Source organism: Methylobacterium sp. JK268 (assembly GCF_054052225.1).
This window is the reverse complement of sequence record NZ_JBSVZN010000002.1, coordinates 1-15568: the sequence shown is the minus strand read 5'-3', so window position 1 is coordinate 15568 and position 15568 is coordinate 1. Positions and strand designations below refer to the sequence as shown.

The 15568-nt window shown below is 71.3% G+C and carries 18 protein-coding genes; 7 read left to right on the top strand and 11 right to left on the bottom strand.

The features are described 5' to 3' along the window. Window positions 1-194 precede the first annotated feature (194 nt). Genes ACW9J6_RS01965 through fliL form a run of 4 tightly spaced genes read right to left on the bottom strand, consistent with a single transcriptional unit; the run spans window position 195 to window position 3370 of the window. Window positions 195-1088, bottom strand: a complete 894-nt coding sequence (locus ACW9J6_RS01965; RefSeq protein WP_457114749.1) for a MotE family protein — start codon at window positions 1086-1088, stop codon at window positions 195-197. Beyond that, window positions 1085-1588: a DUF6468 domain-containing protein gene (locus ACW9J6_RS01960; RefSeq protein ID WP_457114748.1), complete on the bottom strand. Its 504-nt coding sequence runs from the start codon at window positions 1586-1588 to the stop codon at window positions 1085-1087. Before ACW9J6_RS01960 ends, ACW9J6_RS01965 begins: the two co-directional genes overlap by 4 nt. A gap of 34 nt (window positions 1589-1622) precedes the next feature. Further along, window positions 1623-2834 (bottom strand): flagellar motor switch protein FliM, encoded by a 1212-nt coding sequence (gene fliM, locus ACW9J6_RS01955; protein ID WP_457114747.1) that lies wholly within the window; start codon window positions 2832-2834, stop codon window positions 1623-1625. Window positions 2835-2854: 20 nt separating this feature from the next. After that, entirely contained in the window at window positions 2855-3370 is a 516-nt protein-coding gene (gene fliL / locus ACW9J6_RS01950; protein ID WP_457114746.1) for a flagellar basal body-associated protein FliL, read from the bottom strand. 265 nt (window positions 3371-3635) lie between these two features. Here fliL and flgF point away from each other — a divergent pair, with 265 nt between their 5' ends. The 4 genes from flgF to flgH are packed head-to-tail and all read left to right on the top strand — an operon-like array spanning window position 3636 to window position 6982. After that, window positions 3636-4382: a flagellar basal-body rod protein FlgF gene (gene flgF / locus ACW9J6_RS01945; protein ID WP_457114745.1), complete on the top strand. Its 747-nt coding sequence runs from the start codon at window positions 3636-3638 to the stop codon at window positions 4380-4382. Between the two features lie 12 nt (window positions 4383-4394). Then, the gene (gene flgG / locus ACW9J6_RS01940) at window positions 4395-5186 is read left to right on the top strand and encodes a flagellar basal-body rod protein FlgG (RefSeq protein WP_457114744.1); all 792 of its coding nucleotides are present in this window, start codon (window positions 4395-4397) and stop codon (window positions 5184-5186) included. A 6-nt stretch (window positions 5187-5192) separates the two neighbouring features. Further along, on the top strand, window positions 5193-6221 hold the full coding sequence (gene flgA / locus ACW9J6_RS01935; protein WP_457114743.1) for a flagellar basal body P-ring formation chaperone FlgA: 1029 nt from the start codon (window positions 5193-5195) through the stop codon (window positions 6219-6221). A 5-nt stretch (window positions 6222-6226) separates the two neighbouring features. Further along, window positions 6227-6982 (top strand): flagellar basal body L-ring protein FlgH, encoded by a 756-nt coding sequence (flgH, locus tag ACW9J6_RS01930; protein WP_457114742.1) that lies wholly within the window; start codon window positions 6227-6229, stop codon window positions 6980-6982. Between the two features lie 7 nt (window positions 6983-6989). On the opposite strand, the gene ACW9J6_RS01925 is transcribed toward flgH, so the two are convergent. The 4 genes from ACW9J6_RS01925 to ACW9J6_RS01910 all read right to left on the bottom strand — a co-directional run bounded on the left by ACW9J6_RS01925 (window position 6990) and on the right by ACW9J6_RS01910 (window position 10071). Then, window positions 6990-7382 carry a GcrA family cell cycle regulator gene (locus ACW9J6_RS01925; protein ID WP_457114741.1) on the bottom strand — a complete coding sequence of 131 codons (393 nt, stop codon included), beginning with the start codon at window positions 7380-7382 and terminating at the stop codon, window positions 6990-6992. A 215-nt stretch (window positions 7383-7597) separates the two neighbouring features. Continuing rightward, window positions 7598-8017, bottom strand: coding sequence for an RNA polymerase-binding protein DksA (dksA, locus tag ACW9J6_RS01920; RefSeq protein ID WP_012333933.1), 420 nt, complete (start codon window positions 8015-8017; stop codon window positions 7598-7600). 192 nt (window positions 8018-8209) lie between these two features. After that, on the bottom strand, window positions 8210-9583 hold the full coding sequence (locus tag ACW9J6_RS01915; protein ID WP_457114740.1) for an MBOAT family O-acyltransferase: 1374 nt from the start codon (window positions 9581-9583) through the stop codon (window positions 8210-8212). A gap of 71 nt (window positions 9584-9654) precedes the next feature. Next, window positions 9655-10071 carry a flagellar assembly protein FliX gene (locus ACW9J6_RS01910; RefSeq protein ID WP_457114739.1) on the bottom strand — a complete coding sequence of 139 codons (417 nt, stop codon included), beginning with the start codon at window positions 10069-10071 and terminating at the stop codon, window positions 9655-9657. 228 nt (window positions 10072-10299) lie between these two features. Between ACW9J6_RS01910 and ACW9J6_RS01905 the strand changes: the two genes are divergently transcribed. Genes ACW9J6_RS01905 through ACW9J6_RS01895 form a run of 3 tightly spaced genes read left to right on the top strand, consistent with a single transcriptional unit; the run spans window position 10300 to window position 12241 of the window. After that, window positions 10300-11409 carry a flagellar basal body P-ring protein FlgI gene (locus ACW9J6_RS01905; RefSeq protein ID WP_457114738.1) on the top strand — a complete coding sequence of 370 codons (1110 nt, stop codon included), beginning with the start codon at window positions 10300-10302 and terminating at the stop codon, window positions 11407-11409. Between the two features lie 24 nt (window positions 11410-11433). Next, a complete protein-coding gene (locus ACW9J6_RS01900) occupies window positions 11434-11784 on the top strand; it encodes a rod-binding protein (protein ID WP_457114737.1) in 351 nt (116 codons plus the stop codon). Next, the gene (locus tag ACW9J6_RS01895; RefSeq protein ID WP_457114736.1) at window positions 11768-12241 is read left to right on the top strand and encodes a hypothetical protein; all 474 of its coding nucleotides are present in this window, start codon (window positions 11768-11770) and stop codon (window positions 12239-12241) included. Before ACW9J6_RS01900 ends, ACW9J6_RS01895 begins: the two co-directional genes overlap by 17 nt. Before the next feature lie 7 nt (window positions 12242-12248). On the opposite strand, the gene ACW9J6_RS01890 is transcribed toward ACW9J6_RS01895, so the two are convergent. The 3 genes from ACW9J6_RS01890 to ACW9J6_RS01880 all read right to left on the bottom strand — a co-directional run bounded on the left by ACW9J6_RS01890 (window position 12249) and on the right by ACW9J6_RS01880 (window position 15213). Continuing rightward, window positions 12249-12575, bottom strand: a complete 327-nt coding sequence (locus ACW9J6_RS01890; protein WP_457114735.1) for a porin — start codon at window positions 12573-12575, stop codon at window positions 12249-12251. A gap of 438 nt (window positions 12576-13013) precedes the next feature. Further along, the gene (locus ACW9J6_RS01885; RefSeq protein WP_457114734.1) at window positions 13014-13328 is read right to left on the bottom strand and encodes a hypothetical protein; all 315 of its coding nucleotides are present in this window, start codon (window positions 13326-13328) and stop codon (window positions 13014-13016) included. Between the two features lie 187 nt (window positions 13329-13515). Continuing rightward, window positions 13516-15213: a methyl-accepting chemotaxis protein gene (locus tag ACW9J6_RS01880; RefSeq protein ID WP_457114733.1), complete on the bottom strand. Its 1698-nt coding sequence runs from the start codon at window positions 15211-15213 to the stop codon at window positions 13516-13518. Window positions 15214-15568 lie beyond the last annotated feature (355 nt).

Here is a 15568-nt window from a genome sequence, read left to right as displayed (position 1 = left end):
AGGAGACGGGGATCGCGCGCGAGCTGGACTGGCGTAGTTCGTTGTCAAAACAGCAGTTTCCGGAGACCAACGCGCTCTGTCAGCGGCCTTGATCGTCCCCGGACGGCTGTGCGCACGCGGAACGTGACACCCGCGCTTCCTCCGGCGAACCATCGCGGGCTCAGACCGCGGACGGCGACAGGTCGTCGTCGCGTCTACCGCGAACCCGGATCGATCGCCGGCAGCTCGTTCGGCGGCAGCGGCGCGGGGCCGGCGGGCTTGGCCGTCGGCGGGGCGGCGCCGCGGGCGCGCATCGCCAGCGCCACGGTCAGCTTCTCGGCCGTTTCCGGCTGCATCATCGCCAGCACCTCGGCCATCTTGCGCGGGTTCATCGCCACCACCACGGGCACCAGCACGTCGAGGGAGAGCCGGTCGAAGACCCGGGCCGCCTCCTTCGGCTTCATCGTCTCGTACATGGTGACGAGGGGCTTCAGCCCGGCGGCCTCGGCCTCACCCCGTCGCACGGGCACGCCCTCCGCCTTGTCCTCGAGGGTCTTCAGGTCGTTGATGCGGCTCTCCAGGTGCCGCTCCGCGTTCTCGATCAGCTGCTGGCGCGTGTCGAGGTCGCGGTTGCGCTGCTGGAGCGCGTCGCGGCGCGCGCCGAGGCGCTCCAGGATCGCCCGCTCGGCCGGGGATCCGCCCTCGCCCGGGGGCTTGGCGACCGGGGGCGTCGCATCGCGCGGGGCCGCCTTCGCCTCCGGAGCGCCCTCCTCCTTCGGCGTGACGGAGCCGGTGATGGACGGGTCCGACAGGTCCTCGCCGGAGCGCGCGTAGGACAGGACGCGGGCGAAGTCCGAGCGGCGGCCGGGGCCCTCATCGGCCGCGAGCCCCACGAGCTTCAGGACGAGGAGGCCCCCCGCCGCGAGCGCGACCGCATCGACGAGGCGCAGCCGCGGGGACGGCCCGCGCCAGGACGGCTTCGTCACCGCCTTCGTCCGGGCCGTCGCGGGGCGCGTGGCGGGCGCCGCGCCCGGGGCCCCGGACGGCGCCTTCCCGGGCCGCGGCGCACCGGCGAGCGCCGCCGCGATGCGACGCAGCCCGTCGCTCATGCGGCCTGGCTTTGCAGCCGGCTCAGGGCGCGCTCGCTCAGCGCGCGGGCGGCGGCCGCCGCGGCGCCGAGGCGCTCGGCCGTGCTGACCACGACGGGACCGGGCGCCGGCTTCGCCGCGGGCGGCTCGGCGGAGCGCGCCGGCGGGGTCTCGGGCTGGGGCATCGGTCCGGGCTTCGCCTGCGCGACGATGCGCCCGATGCGGTTCACCACCTCCTCGCCCGCCCGCACGCCCGCGGTGAGGCCGGCCGCGGCCGTCTCGGCGGCGGCGAGGCGCTCGGCCAGGGTGCGCTCGCAGCTGCCCAGGGTCGCCCGCAGGCCGGAGATCGCCCGCTCGGCGGATTCCGTCGCCACCATCAGGTCGCCGATGGTGCGGCGCATGGCGGTCTCGTCGGCCTTCAGGCGGGTGATGCGGCGGCTGAGCGTCACCGACGAGACGATGCTCGCCACGAGCAGCACGGCGACGAGGCTGTCGGCCAGCAATCCGATGAGGGCGGTCATGGCAGGGCAGGCTCCGGCGAGAAGAGGGACACGGTCAGCCGTCCTTCCGGTTCTTCATCGAGGCCTCGAAGGCCGCGAAGGTGGTGCGGGCCCGCCGCAGCGGGCGGGTGACCTGGACCGCGATGCTGTCGTCGAGACGCCCGATCCGCCCCTGGCTGAGCGCCCAGTCGCCGCAGCGCAGGGTGATCAGGTCGGAGGGCTTGGCGTCGAACATGATGGTGTCGCCGACCTCGAGGGCGAGGACGCGCCGCAGCGGCAGCGTCGTCTGGTGGAGCACGGCCTCCACGGCGACGTCGGCCTGCCAGATCTCGGTGGCGAGGTGGCTCTCCCAGACGTGGTCCCGCCCGAGCTTCTCGCCCATGAAGCTCTGCAGCAGCAGGTCGCGGATCGGCTCGATCGTGGCGTAGGGGAACAGGATCTGCAGGAGGCCGCCGCGCCCCTCCATGTCGAGCTTGAGGTCGATCAGGATCGCCGCGTTGGCCGGCCGGGTGATGGTCGCGAAGCGCGGGTTCGACTCGATGCGGTCGATGCTGAACCGCACCGGCGACAGGGGCTGGAACGAGGCTTCGAGATCGCCCAGGATGATCTCCAGCATCCGCCGCACCAGCGACATCTCGATGCTGGTGAAGGGGCGCCCGTCGAGCCGGATCGTGGTCGAGCCGCGCTTGCCGCCGAGCAGCAGGTCGAGCGTGGCGTAGGCGAGGTTGGTGTCGACCGTGACGAGCCCGGAATTCTCCCACACGTCCGCCTTGAACACGCCGAGCAGGGTCGGCATCGGGATCGCGTTGAGATAGTCGCCGAACCGCACCGAGGTGATGTTGTCGAGGGTGACCTCGACGTTGTCCTGGAAGAAGTTGCGCAGGGAGGTCGACAACAACCGGATCATCCGGTCGAAGACGATCTCCAGCATCGGCAGGCGTTCGTAACTGACGACGCCCGAATCGACGATGGCGCGGATGCCGCCCGCGCCGGAGGCCGACAGCTCCCGCAGCGAGAAGCCGAGGACCTGGTCTATCTCTTCCTGGTTGAGGATGCGGTCGTTGCCGGCGAGTTCGGGCAGGTCCTCCGCCTCGCTCTCGTCGATCATGTTGGCCCATTCGGCCGCCATGTCGCTCGATTGCGCCGTCGTGCCCTGCTCGGCCAGCGCCGCGCCCCATTCCTCGGCGAGGGACGCGTCGCCCCCTCCCTGCTCGGCGAGGGCCGCCGCCCAGTCGTCCTCCAGGACCTCGTCGTCCGATCCGGCCAAGGCTCGCCCGTTCCTTCCCGCTACTGGATCACGAATTCCTTGAACAGCACCGCGTCCACCTTGGCCGGGTAGACCGCGACGTTGACGCGCCGCAGCAGTTCCTCGCGCAGGCGGTAGGTGCCGATCGAGCCGTCGAAGTCCGCCGGCCGCATCTCGCGAATGAAGACCTGGAAGGCGTCCTCGATGCGCGGCATCAGCGGCTGGATCTCGGCCGCCACGCGCGCGTCGTGCACCTCCAGGGAGACCCTGAGCTTGATGAAGCGCGTCTGCGGCTGGCCGACATCGGAGGTGAGGTTCATCACCATCTCGCGCACGTCCATGAAGGCGACGGGCGCCTTGGCCTCGGCGGCGTGCTCGGCCTCTTCCGCCGCCGCCGCGTGGTGGCGCATGTAGGCGTAGCCGCCACCGCCGCCGAGCAGGACCAGCGCTCCGCCCGCGATCAGGAGCAGCCGCTTGCGCGACTGCCCGGGGGCCGCCGGGGCCGTGCCCTCCTCGTCCTCCTCGCCGTCGGACGTCTTCTTCGGCTTCTTCGCCATCGCTGACCGTGATCCCGTGCCCGCCGGGGCGGACCCGGGCGTGCTTGCCAAGATGTGAAGGATCGCGGTTAACGTCTCGTTAAGGCGGCAGAAGCTGCCGGGTCGAAGCTGCCGCCCGGCCGGAAGGCGGCCCGCCACCGCCTCTCGGCGTTTCTCGTCAATCCATTGCAAAAGATCGATTTTTCGGCGCGTCCGGACTTGGCACGCGCCCTGCCACACCCTCCCTGCCGGCCCGGACCGATCCGGGCGGCGGAGCGGACGGGCGATGCAGAACGCGCAGCTGATCGGACTCTCGGCGCAGGTGGCGCTGGGGCGCGAGCTCGAGGTGATCGCCAACAACATGGCGAACGCCTCGACCACGGGCTTCAAGGCGCGCAACACGCGCTTCCAGGAATACCTGATGCCGAAGGCGCGCGCGGAGACCTTCCGGCTGCCCGACCGCCGCCTGTCCTACGTCATCGACGCGGGCACGCCGCTCGACCTGTCGCAGGGGCCGATCGAGCCGACCGGCAACCCGCTCAACGCCGCCATCAAGGGCGACGGGTTCTTCGCCGTGCGCACGCCGCAGGGCGAGCGCTACACCCGGGACGGCGCCTTCGAGATCGACGCGCAGGGCCAGCTCGTCACGGCGGCCGGCAACCTCGTGCTGGGCGAGGGCGGCCCGATCCAGATCAACCCGCAGGAGACCGGCTTCGCGATCGGACCGGACGGTACGGTCTCGACCAGCCAGGGCAATCGCGGCCGGATCCGCGTCGTCACCTTCGCCGACCCGCAGGCGCTCACCAATGTCGGCGCCAACCTCTACACCGCGGCGAGCCCGCCGCGTCCCGCCGGGGCGCAGACCCGGATCGAGCCGGGCGCGATCGAGCGCTCGAACGTCAGCCCAGTCCTGACCATGACCCGGATGATGGAGGTCAACCGCGCCTACGCGCTCGTCTCCGACACCGTCTCGCGCATGGACAGCCTGCAGGGCACGGCCCTGCAACGCCTCGCCGATGTCGGCACCGCCTGAGGGAAGTGAACGATGCGCGCGCTCTACGCCGCCGCCACCGGCATGGCGGCCCAGGAACTCAACGTCCAGGTCATCTCGAACAACATCGCGAACCTGCGCACCACCGGCTACAAGCGCCAGCAGGCGCATTTCCAAGATCTGCTCTACCAGAACCTGCGCCGGGCCGGCACGTCGACCTCCGACCAGGGCAACCAGCTTCCCGCCGGCCTCGCCCTCGGCTCGGGCGTCAAGACCGATTCGACCGCCCGGGTGATGAGCCAGGGCACGCTGTCCTCGACGGAGAAGACCTACGACGTGGCGATCCGCGGCGAGGGCTTCTTCCAGATCTCGCTGCCCGACGGGCGCACCGCCTACACGCGCGACGGCTCCTTCGACCTCGACGCGCAGGGCCAGCTCGTCAGCCGCGACGGCTACCTCGTCAACCCGGCCATCACGGTGCCGAACAACGCCACCGGCGTGACGATCAGCGCGGCCGGCCTCGTCCAGGCGAGCATCCCGGGCCAGACCGCCCCGCAGACCCTCGGTCAGCTCCAGCTGGCGCGGTTCGTGAACAAGGTCGGCCTCGAATCGATCGGCGACAACCTCTTCATCGAGACCCAGGCCTCCGGCCCCGCCATCCAGGGCAACCCGAACACCGAGGGGTTCGGGAACCTGCAGCAGAGCTACCTGGAGGAGGCCAACGTCAACGCCGTCACGGAGATCTCCTCCCTGATCGCCGCGCAGCGCGCCTACGAGATGAACTCGAAGGTCGTGACCGCCGCCGACCAGATGCTCTCCACCACCTCCCAGATGTTCCGCGGGTAGCGCCCCATGAGCCTCGACGCCCGAACCATCCCGGTGGTCCCCCGGACCTGCATCCTCGGCCCCGGGGTGCTCGGCCGGGCCGCTTTCGCCCTCCTGGCGCTCGGCCTGCTCACGCTGCCGGTCCTCGCCGCCGGCCCGGTCCGGCCGGTGCTCAAGGGCGACATCACGGCGCGGCGCGACGTCATCACCCTCGGCGACCTCGTCGAGGGGGCGCCCGCCGACATCGCCGAGCGGCCCCTGTTTCGCGCCCCGGCGCTCGGCGCCGTCGGCACGATCCAGGTCCGCCGCATCGTCGAGGCGACGGCGCAGCTCGGCCTGGAGCCGCCGGAGAGCGGCGGGCGCCTCCAGGTCACGGTGCAGCGGGCCGCGCGCCGGATCGCGGGGCCCGAGATCGAGGGTGCCGTGCGCGAGGCCCTGGCGTCGCAGCTCGGCGTCGCTCCGGCGAGCCTGTCGATCGCCTTCGACGGCGAGCCGCCGGCGCTCACGGTGCCGGTGGACCTCGACGGCCAGGCCCGCGCCGCAGAGGTCGCCTACGACCCGCGCTCCCGCCGGGTCTCCGCCCTGGTGACCGTGGGCGAGCGCCAAGCCTCCCTGCGCGTCTTCGGTCAGGTAATCGAGATGGTCGAGATGGCGGTGCTGGCCCGGCCGCTCGGCCGCGGCGAGACGGTCGGCCCCCAGGACGTCACGGTGCAGCGCCGCCCCCGCGACGGCGCCCCCCAGGACGGCGTGGTGGACGTCACGGCCCTGGTGGGCCAGGTGGCGCAGCGCCCGCTCGGCCCCGGCCAGCCCCTGCGGGCCGGCGACCTCGCCCGGCCCGACCTCGTGCAGCGCGGCGACGCCGTGACCATCGTCTACGAGGGCACGGGCGTGAGCCTCTCCCTGCGGGGTGTCGCCAAGGAGGGCGGCCCGCTCGGGACTGTGGTCGCGGTCGTCAACCCCATCTCCAAGAAGGTGCTGCAGGGCACCGTGATCGGTCCCGGCCGGGTCGGCGTCGGCGCGACCCAGACCGCCAGCCTCGCCGCCGCGCGCCCGTGACCGCCATGACGCTCCTCTCGCTGCTCCCCTCCCCCCGCCTCGTCCTCCCGGTGGTCTTGGCGGCCGGCCTGTCGGCCTGCAACACGGTCGACCGGCTGTCGAATATCGGGGCGACGCCGACCCTCTCGGCGATCCAGGATCCGACCGCCCAGGCCGGCTACAAGCCGGTGCGGCTGCCCATGCCCGAGGTGCAGCCGGTCTCCTACGCGCCGAACTCCCTCTGGCGCACCGGGTCGCGGGCCTTCTTCAAGGATCAGCGCGCCGCCAAGATCGGCGACCTCGTCACCGTCAAGGTGAACGTCACCGACAAGGCCAACGTCAACAACGAGACCAAGCGCTCGCGGGCCAACACCGAGAACTTTGGCATCCCGAACGCCTTCGGGCTGGAATCGAAGGCCAAGCTCCTGGCCGGCGCCGATCCGAAGAACCTGCTCGACACCTCCGCCACCACGAGCAACGACGGGGCGGGGTCGATCCAGCGGGCCGAGACGGTGACCACCAACGTCGCCGCGATCGTCACGCAGGTGCTGCCCAACGGCAACCTCGTGGTCGAGGGCAAGCAGGAGATCCGGGTGAATTTCGAGGTGCGCGAACTGGTCGTTGCGGGCGTGATCAGGCCCGAGGACATCGAATCCGACAACACGATCGATTCGACCAAGATCGCCGAGGCACGCATCGCATATGGCGGCCGCGGCCAGATCACCGACGTGCAGCAGCCCCGCTACGGGCAGCAATTCCTCGACATCATGCTCCCGTTCTGACCGACCTCTACCGCCGGGCCGAGCGCTGCGTGCGCTCCATCGGCGTGTAGGCGATACGCGCATGCGCCTCGCAATAGGGCAGCCCGGGTTGGCGCCGGGCGCCGCAGAACCGGAACTCGCTCCCCAGGGGATCGCCGACCGGGAAGCGGCAGGACCATTCCTTGAGCATCAGGATCGGGTGCAGGGGCTGCTCCGGCTCGGCCGGCGCCGCGTCGTTGGCGGCCGGGGCCGCTTCGGTGGCGAGATTCTTCCGGGCCAACCCGAGCCGGTGAATCTTCCCCATCACCGCGTTGCGGTCCTTCAGCCCGAGCCGCTTGGCGATCTCAGAGCCCGTCAGGCTCTGGCTCCAAAGCCGCTTGAGTTCCTCGATCCGCTCGTCCGTCCAGGTCGACATCGCCATCCCGTCGATCACTCGCCGATGAGATGTCGGGCATCCGGGGGCCGGATGCCAGCCGATGCCGCGGCGCAGCGCGGACTATCCACGGGAATCGTCGGCACTTGCGCGCCGGAAGGGCAGCGGCGACAGGTCACACGTCCGGCGTGCCGGACTGTTGCCGTTTCGGGCGGTGGCACCCGGCGATGCTCCGCATCGCTCTCGCGCGTGCGGAGGGCAGATCAGTCGTCGCGGTAGACGCGCTCGCGGCGCTCGTGCCGCTCCTGCGCCTCCAGAGAGAGCGTGGCGATGGGCCTCGCCTCCAGTCGCTTTAGGGAGATGGGCTCGCCGGTCTCCTCGCAATAGCCGTAGGATCCGTCCTCGATCCGCGCGAGGGCCGCGTCGATCTTGGCGATCAGCTTGCGCTGACGGTCCCGCGCCCTCAGCTCGATGGCGCGGTCGGTCTCCGAAGAGGCACGATCGGTCAGATCAGGATGGTTCTCGTTTTCGGTCTGCAGAGCGACCAGCGTGTCCTGCGCCTCACGGAGAATGTCCTGCTTCCAGCTCAGCAACTTGCGGCGGAAATACTCCCGCTGCCGTTCATTCATGAAAGGTTCGGCATCGCTGGGGGCATAACCGTCCTCGATCACGACCTTCGCCATCACGCCCCTCGATACATCGCAGTTTACGCGGCCGGCGCCGTTCGCAGCAGGCGTATAATCGAGCCGGGATGGCCCGACAACGTGCCGGACGGTCACGCAACATTCGGACCGCTCCCCGGCGCGCTCCTGCTGCAAATGCGCCACGACCCACTCCCGGCGTCCCTCGGCGGCAACCCGTGCGGGCGCCCTGCGTCAGAACTGGAAGTAGATGAAGTTGAAATTCGCTTCGTCGCCGATGCGCAGCAGGGCCGCGACCAAGAGGAGGCCGAGGGCCGCGGCGACCATCCGGCGCGGCGGCGCCCGCTGCGCCAGGGTCGAGGCCGTGGGCCCGGCGAGGGCCAGGAGCAGCGCCGGCACGAAGGCGCGCCACTTGAGGCCGCCGCCCGCCGGCGCGAACCCCGCCAGCGCCTTGTAGACCGCCAGCGCGGCCTCGAAGGAGGGGGCGCGGAACAGCACCCAGGTCACCGCGACGAAGCCGAAGGTCAGGCCCCAGCCGAGGACGGAGGGCATCGGCAGCCGCGCTCGCCGCCACAGCACGCCCGCGCAGAGCCCGATCCCGTGCGCGGCCCCCCAGGCGACGAAGGTCGGCCCCGCCCCGTGCCAGAGGCCGCCCAGCGTCATCGTCGCGGCGAGCGCGCCGAGTTGCACGGGAAGCCCGTGACGGTTGCCGCCGAGCGGCACGTAGAGGTAGTCGCGCAGGAAGCGCGACAGCGTCATGTGCCAGCGCCGCCAGAACTCCCGCAGAGACGCGGCGCGGTAGGGGGCGTCGAAGTTCTGCGGCAGCATGATGCCGAAGAGCAGCGCGACGCCGAGCGCCATGTCGGTGTAGCCGGAGAAGTCGAAGTAGATCTGGAACGTGAAGGCGAGCGTGGCCTGCCACGCCTCGGCCGTCGTGATTCCCTCGCCCCGCGCCGCCGCGGCGAAGACCGGGTTGACGTAGGTCGCCAGGGGATCGCCCAGGAAGACCTTCTTGGCGAGGCCGCAGCCGAGCAGGATCAGCGCGCGCCCGGCCCGCGCCGCGCCCTCGTCGTCCGCATCGGGACGCGCGTCGAACTGGTGAAGGATCTCGCTCCAGCGTACCAGGGGCCCGGCGAGGACCTGCGGGAAGAACGCGATGTAGAGGGCGTAGCGGGTGAGGTCGACCGGCGGCGCGCGCCCGGCGCGGAGGTCCACCAGGTACATGACGTGGTGGAAGGTGAAGAAGGAGATCCCGAGCGGCAGGGCCAGCGAGGGCCGCGGCAGGGCGAGGCCGGAAACGAGGTTCGCCAGATCGGCGAGCAGCCCCGCGTACTTGAACAGCGCCAGCACGGCGAGGTTGGCCGCGATGGCCAGGGGAATGGCCCAGCGCCCGCCGCCCGGCCCGACGGACCGCGCGACGCACCAGTTGAGGCCGATCGAGGCCGCGAGGAGCGGGACGAAGCGCGGGTCCCACCAGCCGTAGAAGCCGAAGGACAGGACGACGAGGAGCGGCAGGCGCCACGCGGGACGCCAGCGCAGAACGAGGGCGTGGAGCAGGAGCGCCAGCGGCAGGAAGCCGAGGAGGAAGGCGTAGGAGTTGAACAGCATCGGGCCGGACCGGGGCCCTTTTGAGGTGGCGCGGCGGACGCGTCAATGCGGATAGGTCGTCCCGGCGGGCCCTACGCCGCCAGCCCGAGCTTCGCCAGTTCCACCTCCGCCCGCAGCTCGATCTGTCCGATGAGCGCGTCGAGGCGCGGATCGCCCGAGGAGCCCGCCCGCTCGGCGAGGCGGGCCGCGATCGTCTTGAGATCCTGCGTCCCCACCCGCCCGCCGAGGAGCGCCGCCTTCAGCCGATCCAGGGCGTCCAGGAGGTCGTGCCCGCGCTGCGCGCTGCGGCGGCGCCGCTCGGCCCGGTCCTCGCCCTGGCCCTGGAGGGTCAGGATCGCGTCGAGGCCGGCGAGCGGGACCGCGCCCCCGGCGCTGGTCGCGCTCCGCGGCGACGCCTCCGCGGCGACGCCGAAACCCTGCGCCGGCTCGGCGGAGCGCTTGGCGACGCCGCCGGCAGCTTGGGTGGCGAGGCGGGAATCGACGCGCATGGCTCTCCGTCCTGGATCTCGCGACTACCGGGAATCCTCCGCCGTCATGGTGAACGAAGGGTAAAGCGCCCGGCAAGAACTGCCGGACCGGCGGAAAGCGACCGGCGCCGGCGGCGATGCGCGCCGGCTCTCGATCTGAAAAGCCTCTCCTTATCAGAGAGTTGAATGGTCAGGCGGAGTGGCACGGTCCTGGCACCGGCTTCGGCACCCTCTCCGGAACCCGGCGTGATGCGTCAACCCCTCCTCGTCCTTCTGTCGGCCCTGGCGGCGATCCTCCTCGCCGGCCCGGCCCTCGCCCTGTCGCGGGTGAAGGACCTCGCCGCGATCGAGGGCGTGCGTCCCAACCAGCTCGTCGGCTACGGCATCGTGGTCGGCCTCAACGGCACCGGGGACACGCTCAACAACGTGCCCTTCACGAAGCAATCCGTGCAGGCGATGCTGGAGCGGCTCGGGGTCAATACCCGCGGCGCCACCATGCGCACCGCGAACCTCGCCGCCGTGATGGTGACGGCGAGCCTGCCTCCCTTCGCCACCCAGGGCACCCGCATCGACGTCACGGTCTCGTCGCTGGGCGACGCCAAGTCGCTGCAGGGCGGCACGCTTCTCGTCACGCCGCTCCTCGGCGCGGACGGCGAGGTCTACGCGCTGGCGCAAGGGTCGCTCGCCATCGCGGGGTTTCAGGCCGAGGGCGACGCCGCCAAGATCACCCGCGGCGTGCCCACGAACGGGCGCATCGCCAACGGCGCCATGATCGAGCGCGAGATCGAGTTCAAGCTCAACCAGCAGCGCAATCTGCGGCTCTCGCTGCGCAATCCCGACCTCACCACCTCGAAGCGGATCGCGGCGGCGATCAACGACTTCATGGGCGCCGACACCGCCGAGCCCACCGATCCCTCGACGGTGACCCTGCAGGTGCCGGCCCGCTACCAGGGCAACATGATCCGCCTCCTCACCGAGATCGAGCAGATCAAGGTCGAGCCCGACCAGACCGCCCGCGTCATCATCGACGAGCGCTCGGGCATCATCGTGATGGGACGCGACGTGCGCGTCTCCACGGTGGCGGTGGCGCAGGGCAACCTCACGGTGACGATCACCGAGCAGCCGCAGGTGAGCCAGCCGGAGCCGCTCTCGCAGGGCCAGACCGTGGTGGTGCCCCGCACCGCGCTCAAGGTCGATACCGGCGACAAGAACAAGCTCGCCCTCGTCAAGGAGGGGGTGAGCCTGCGCGAGCTCGTCGACGGGCTGAACGCGCTCGGCGTCGGGCCGCGCGACCTGATCTCGATCCTCCAGGCGATCAAGGCCGCGGGCGCCCTCCAGGCCGACATCGAGGTGATGTGACCCTTCCCCCAAGGAGACGACGCCATGATCCCCCTCGCTCCCCTCGCGGCCACCACGGCGCTCGCCGCCGGCCAGGCCCTCGCGGGCGTCGCCAGCGCCGCGCTCGGCGGCGCCACCGCCGCGACGGCCAAGATCAAGAAGACGTCCCAGGACTTCGAGTCGATGTTCCTGGAGCAGACCCTGGACAAGCTCAACGGCTCGACCGGAACCGACGGCCCGCTCGGCGAGAACGGCACCGGCGGCGGCGTCTACCGCTCCATGCTCAACAAGGAATACGCGCAGGGCATCGTGAAGAGCGGCGGCGTCGGGATCGGCGACCAGGTGATGCGCGAGATGCTGCGGATGCAGGGGGCGGCCGGTGGCCCCGCGGCCTGAGCCCCTGCGCGTCGCGGATGCGGCGGCGGCGGCGCGGCTCGTCGCCGAGACCCTCGACCGGATGCGCGACCTCGCGGCCGCCCTCGATGCGGAGAGCGCCGAGGTCGCGGCCGGCCGGTTGCGCGAGGGCCTCGCGGGCGAGGCGCGCAAGGCGGAACTCGCCGGCGCCTACCTCACCGGCCTGGAGGCGGTGAAGGCGAACGCGGTGGCGCTCGCCCGCTTCGCCCCGGAGGGGATCGCGGCCCTGCGCGAGGCGCACCAGGGCTTCACGGCGAGCGTGGAGCGCAACCAGGCGGTGCTCGCCACTGCGCGCAGCGTCTCCGAGAGCCTGATGAAGTCCCTGTCGGGCGAGCTTCGCCGCGCCTCGGTGCCCCAGGGCTACGGCCGCCAGGGCCCGATGCCATCGCCCTACGGCGCCAACCGGGCGACGCCGCTCGTGCTGTCGCGGAACCTCTGAGACGTCCTCACCGCGTCGCCGAGCCGCCGCGCAGGCGGATGAAGGTCCGCGCCGGCCCGAGTTCCGTCTCGGTCCGTGCGTCGAGGTCGACCCGGGCTCCGGCCGCCACGGCCGCGGCCCCCGGATCGCCCGGGTGCGCCCGACGCGCCGTTCCCGCCTCCGCGGTGACCCGCCCACCGATGCGCAGGCAGGTCTCCGTTCCCGGAACCTTGCTGAACCGCGGGCCCTGCTCCGGGCAGGGCGCGGCGACGCGCGGCAGATCGAGGTCGAGGGCGTGGGCAGCCGTCGCCAGAGGCCAGGCGACGAAGGCGGCGATCCAGGCTCGGCGGGTCATCGTTGGGGGGTCCTGCGACGCGGGTGTTCCATGCGCCGACGAGGGCGTTGCGGCGTGGTCGTGCCCTGCCCTCGCGGCGGATCTGGGGCAAGGTCCCGCGTCACCACGGACCGGATCGCCCTCACCCGGACCGGCGACTGCGTCGCAGGCTCCCGAGGCAACGGTCGCGGTGTGCCTCCAGGTGGCAGCGGCGAACCGTCGATCCGGATGGACGAGATGGCTGGGGCGCAAAGCCTTTCCGCCTGAGCCCTTGGAAACGACATCAATGGGTTAGGCCGCTGATAACCCGCCTTCAAGCAGCCTCAGGCCCGGAGGATGGACCATTCCTGTGGGCGCGGATCAACGCCGTGGCGCGCGTGCTCCAAGGTTTCGAGCGGGTCAACGGCGACACGGTTCTGCGCGTGATCGGTCCAAGCGGGATGGATCCCGCCGCCATCATCAAGTCATGGGTACCGCGCGCGGAGCATTCGGTGTCGGCCAGAAGCCGGCGGTGAGCCGATCCAGCGCGTCGATCGGATGCGCCACCGTCAGAGCCACCTCGTCCGCGCGCTCATGCAGGGGCGTGGAGAGCTGTCGCGGCGAGCCGTTCACCCGCGTGACCAGCCGCGCATCATGGCGCTCGGCGTCGTGGGTGACGAAGTCGGCCGGATTGTCCGTTACCGGGAGGTCGACACGATCGGTGATGCAGGACGCCGGAACGCACGCGTTCTCGCGGTCTGTCATCGCCAGCTGATCGCGGCCCGTGGTCGGCAATCCCGGCGTCAATCCCAGCGGCCCCGAGTCCGGTGGGCCATCGCAGCGCTCAGGCGCCGCCTGGAGGCATGCGAGAGGTGGTACGGCCACCCGCGGTCCCTGCTCGACGACGAGCGCTCATTGGGAGAATCCCGACTGCTCAAGGCGGGCCGGGGCTCCTGGCGGCGATCTCTCCCGACCCCTGCCCTCACGCAGCCCTCACGGTCTGGAGAAAGCCTTCCACCTCCCGGCCGAGAACCGCGGACTGTTGCGACAAGTCCGTGGCCGAGCTCAGCACCTGCGCCGCCGCTGCCCCGGTCTCCTCCGAGGCGCGTGCGACCCCCGCGATGTTGGCCGTCACCTCTCCGGTCCCGGCGGCCGCCTGCGCCACGTTGCGCACGATCTCCTGGGTCGCCGCGCCCTGTTCCTCCACCGCCGCCGCGATCGAAGCCGTGACCGTGTCGATCTCGCGAATGCGCCCGGCGATCTGCCCGATCGCCGATACCGCCCGACCGGTTGTGGCCTGCACCCCCGCGACCTGACTGGAGATCTCCTCGGTGGCCCGCGCCGTCTGGCCGGCCAGTTCCTTCACCTCGGCGGCCACCACGGCGAAGCCGCGACCCGCCTCGCCGGCCCGCGCGGCCTCGATGGTGGCGTTCAGGGCGAGGAGGTTCGTCTGCGCGGCGATGCCGGCGATGACCTCGACGATGCCTCCGATCCGCCCGGCAGCCTCGCTGAGAGCCCCCACCAGGGCGGCGGCCTCGTCCGCCTCGCCGACCGCGCACCGGGCCAGCTCCGCCGAACCGCTCACTTGGCGACCAATCTCCTCCACTGACGCTCCGAGCTCCTCCGCCGCCGCGGCGACGGTGGCCACGTTCGAGGCGGCCTCTTCGGCGGCGGCCGCCACGGTCGTTGATTGGCTGGCGGTCTCGGTGGCGGTGCCCGCCATGCCCTCGGACGTGGCGCGCAGCTGCGTGGCCCCAGCGGTGACCCCGGCCACGATGCCGCTGACCGCCGCCTCGAAGCGCTCGGCCACTTGTCGGAGCGCCGACCGCCGCCGCGCCTCCCCGTCGGACCGCGCCCGCGCCGCCTCCTTCTCCAGCTCCCGCGTCCGAGCAAGCCCCGCGCGGAAGACCTCGACGGCGCGCGCCATCGCGCCGATCTCGTCGCGGCGCGCGGTCCCGGCGACGGGGATGTCGACCTGCCCTTCGGCGATGTGCCGCATGGTCTGCGCCAAGCCGGCCAAGGGCCGCATGGCCCGGCGCAGGCCGAGCGCGAGCACACCGGTCCCGACCAGGACCAGGATGAGACCGATGCCGAACGCCCGCCACACGGTCGCATCCAGCGCCGCGAGGTAGTCGGCCTTGCGTACGCCGACGTAGAGGATGCCCAGGACCTCGCCGGCGGGATCGAGGATGGGTTCGTATGCGGTGAAGGTCGGGGTGCCGAGAACGTCGGCCTCGCCGCGGTAAGCTTCGCGCCGTACCAGGACGGCGTCGCGGACCGGCCCCTGGGCGAGCTTGGTGCCGGTCGCGCGCTTGCCGTCCGCACCGACGACGTTCGTGGCGAGGCGGGTGTCGCCGACAAAGATTGTGGCGTTGCCGCCCAAGACCTCGCGGACGCGGTCGACGGCCGGCTCGGCCGTGTCGACGACGTGGGTGCCGACGCGCAACTGGCCGTCAACGACCGAGAAAGTCGCCGCGCCGCCCTCGTCGGCGAGGGTGAGACGCAGCAGCCTCATGTTGCGGTCGAGGGCCTCGCCGGCGCGGCGGCCCATGTCGGCGCGCAGGTCGGCGAGCATGAGGGCGAGGGCGCCGGCGCAGGCCAGGGCGGTCACGGCGATGCCGATCAGGCTGATCCGGGTCGTGAGTGAAAGGCCGATCATCCAGGGTCTGCGCGTCGACATAGAGTGTCCCCGAAGAGCAAGTGGCGGCACTCCTCCGATTGACGAAGGAAGCCGCGTCGAAACTCGTCCGCATCGGCGCTGAACGTCTCAGAGGCGAGGCTGAACCCGGGCACATACAGTCGCAGAACACCTTAAAGCAATCTTGTCAAAATCTTAGGATCAACGCTCACGAGGGTATATTACTCAAGTTCAATGGGCTTAGACGAACAGAGCTAGTCCCAGTATCAGATGATACGATTGCATCAGATTATAGAAGCACTCTTTTAACACTGTGGCGAATGGCTTGGCGGTTCCGCGTGAGTGCTCGGGGTTGCCGCACACGGTGATGTGCCGCCGTCCTGCGCCATCGGGAACT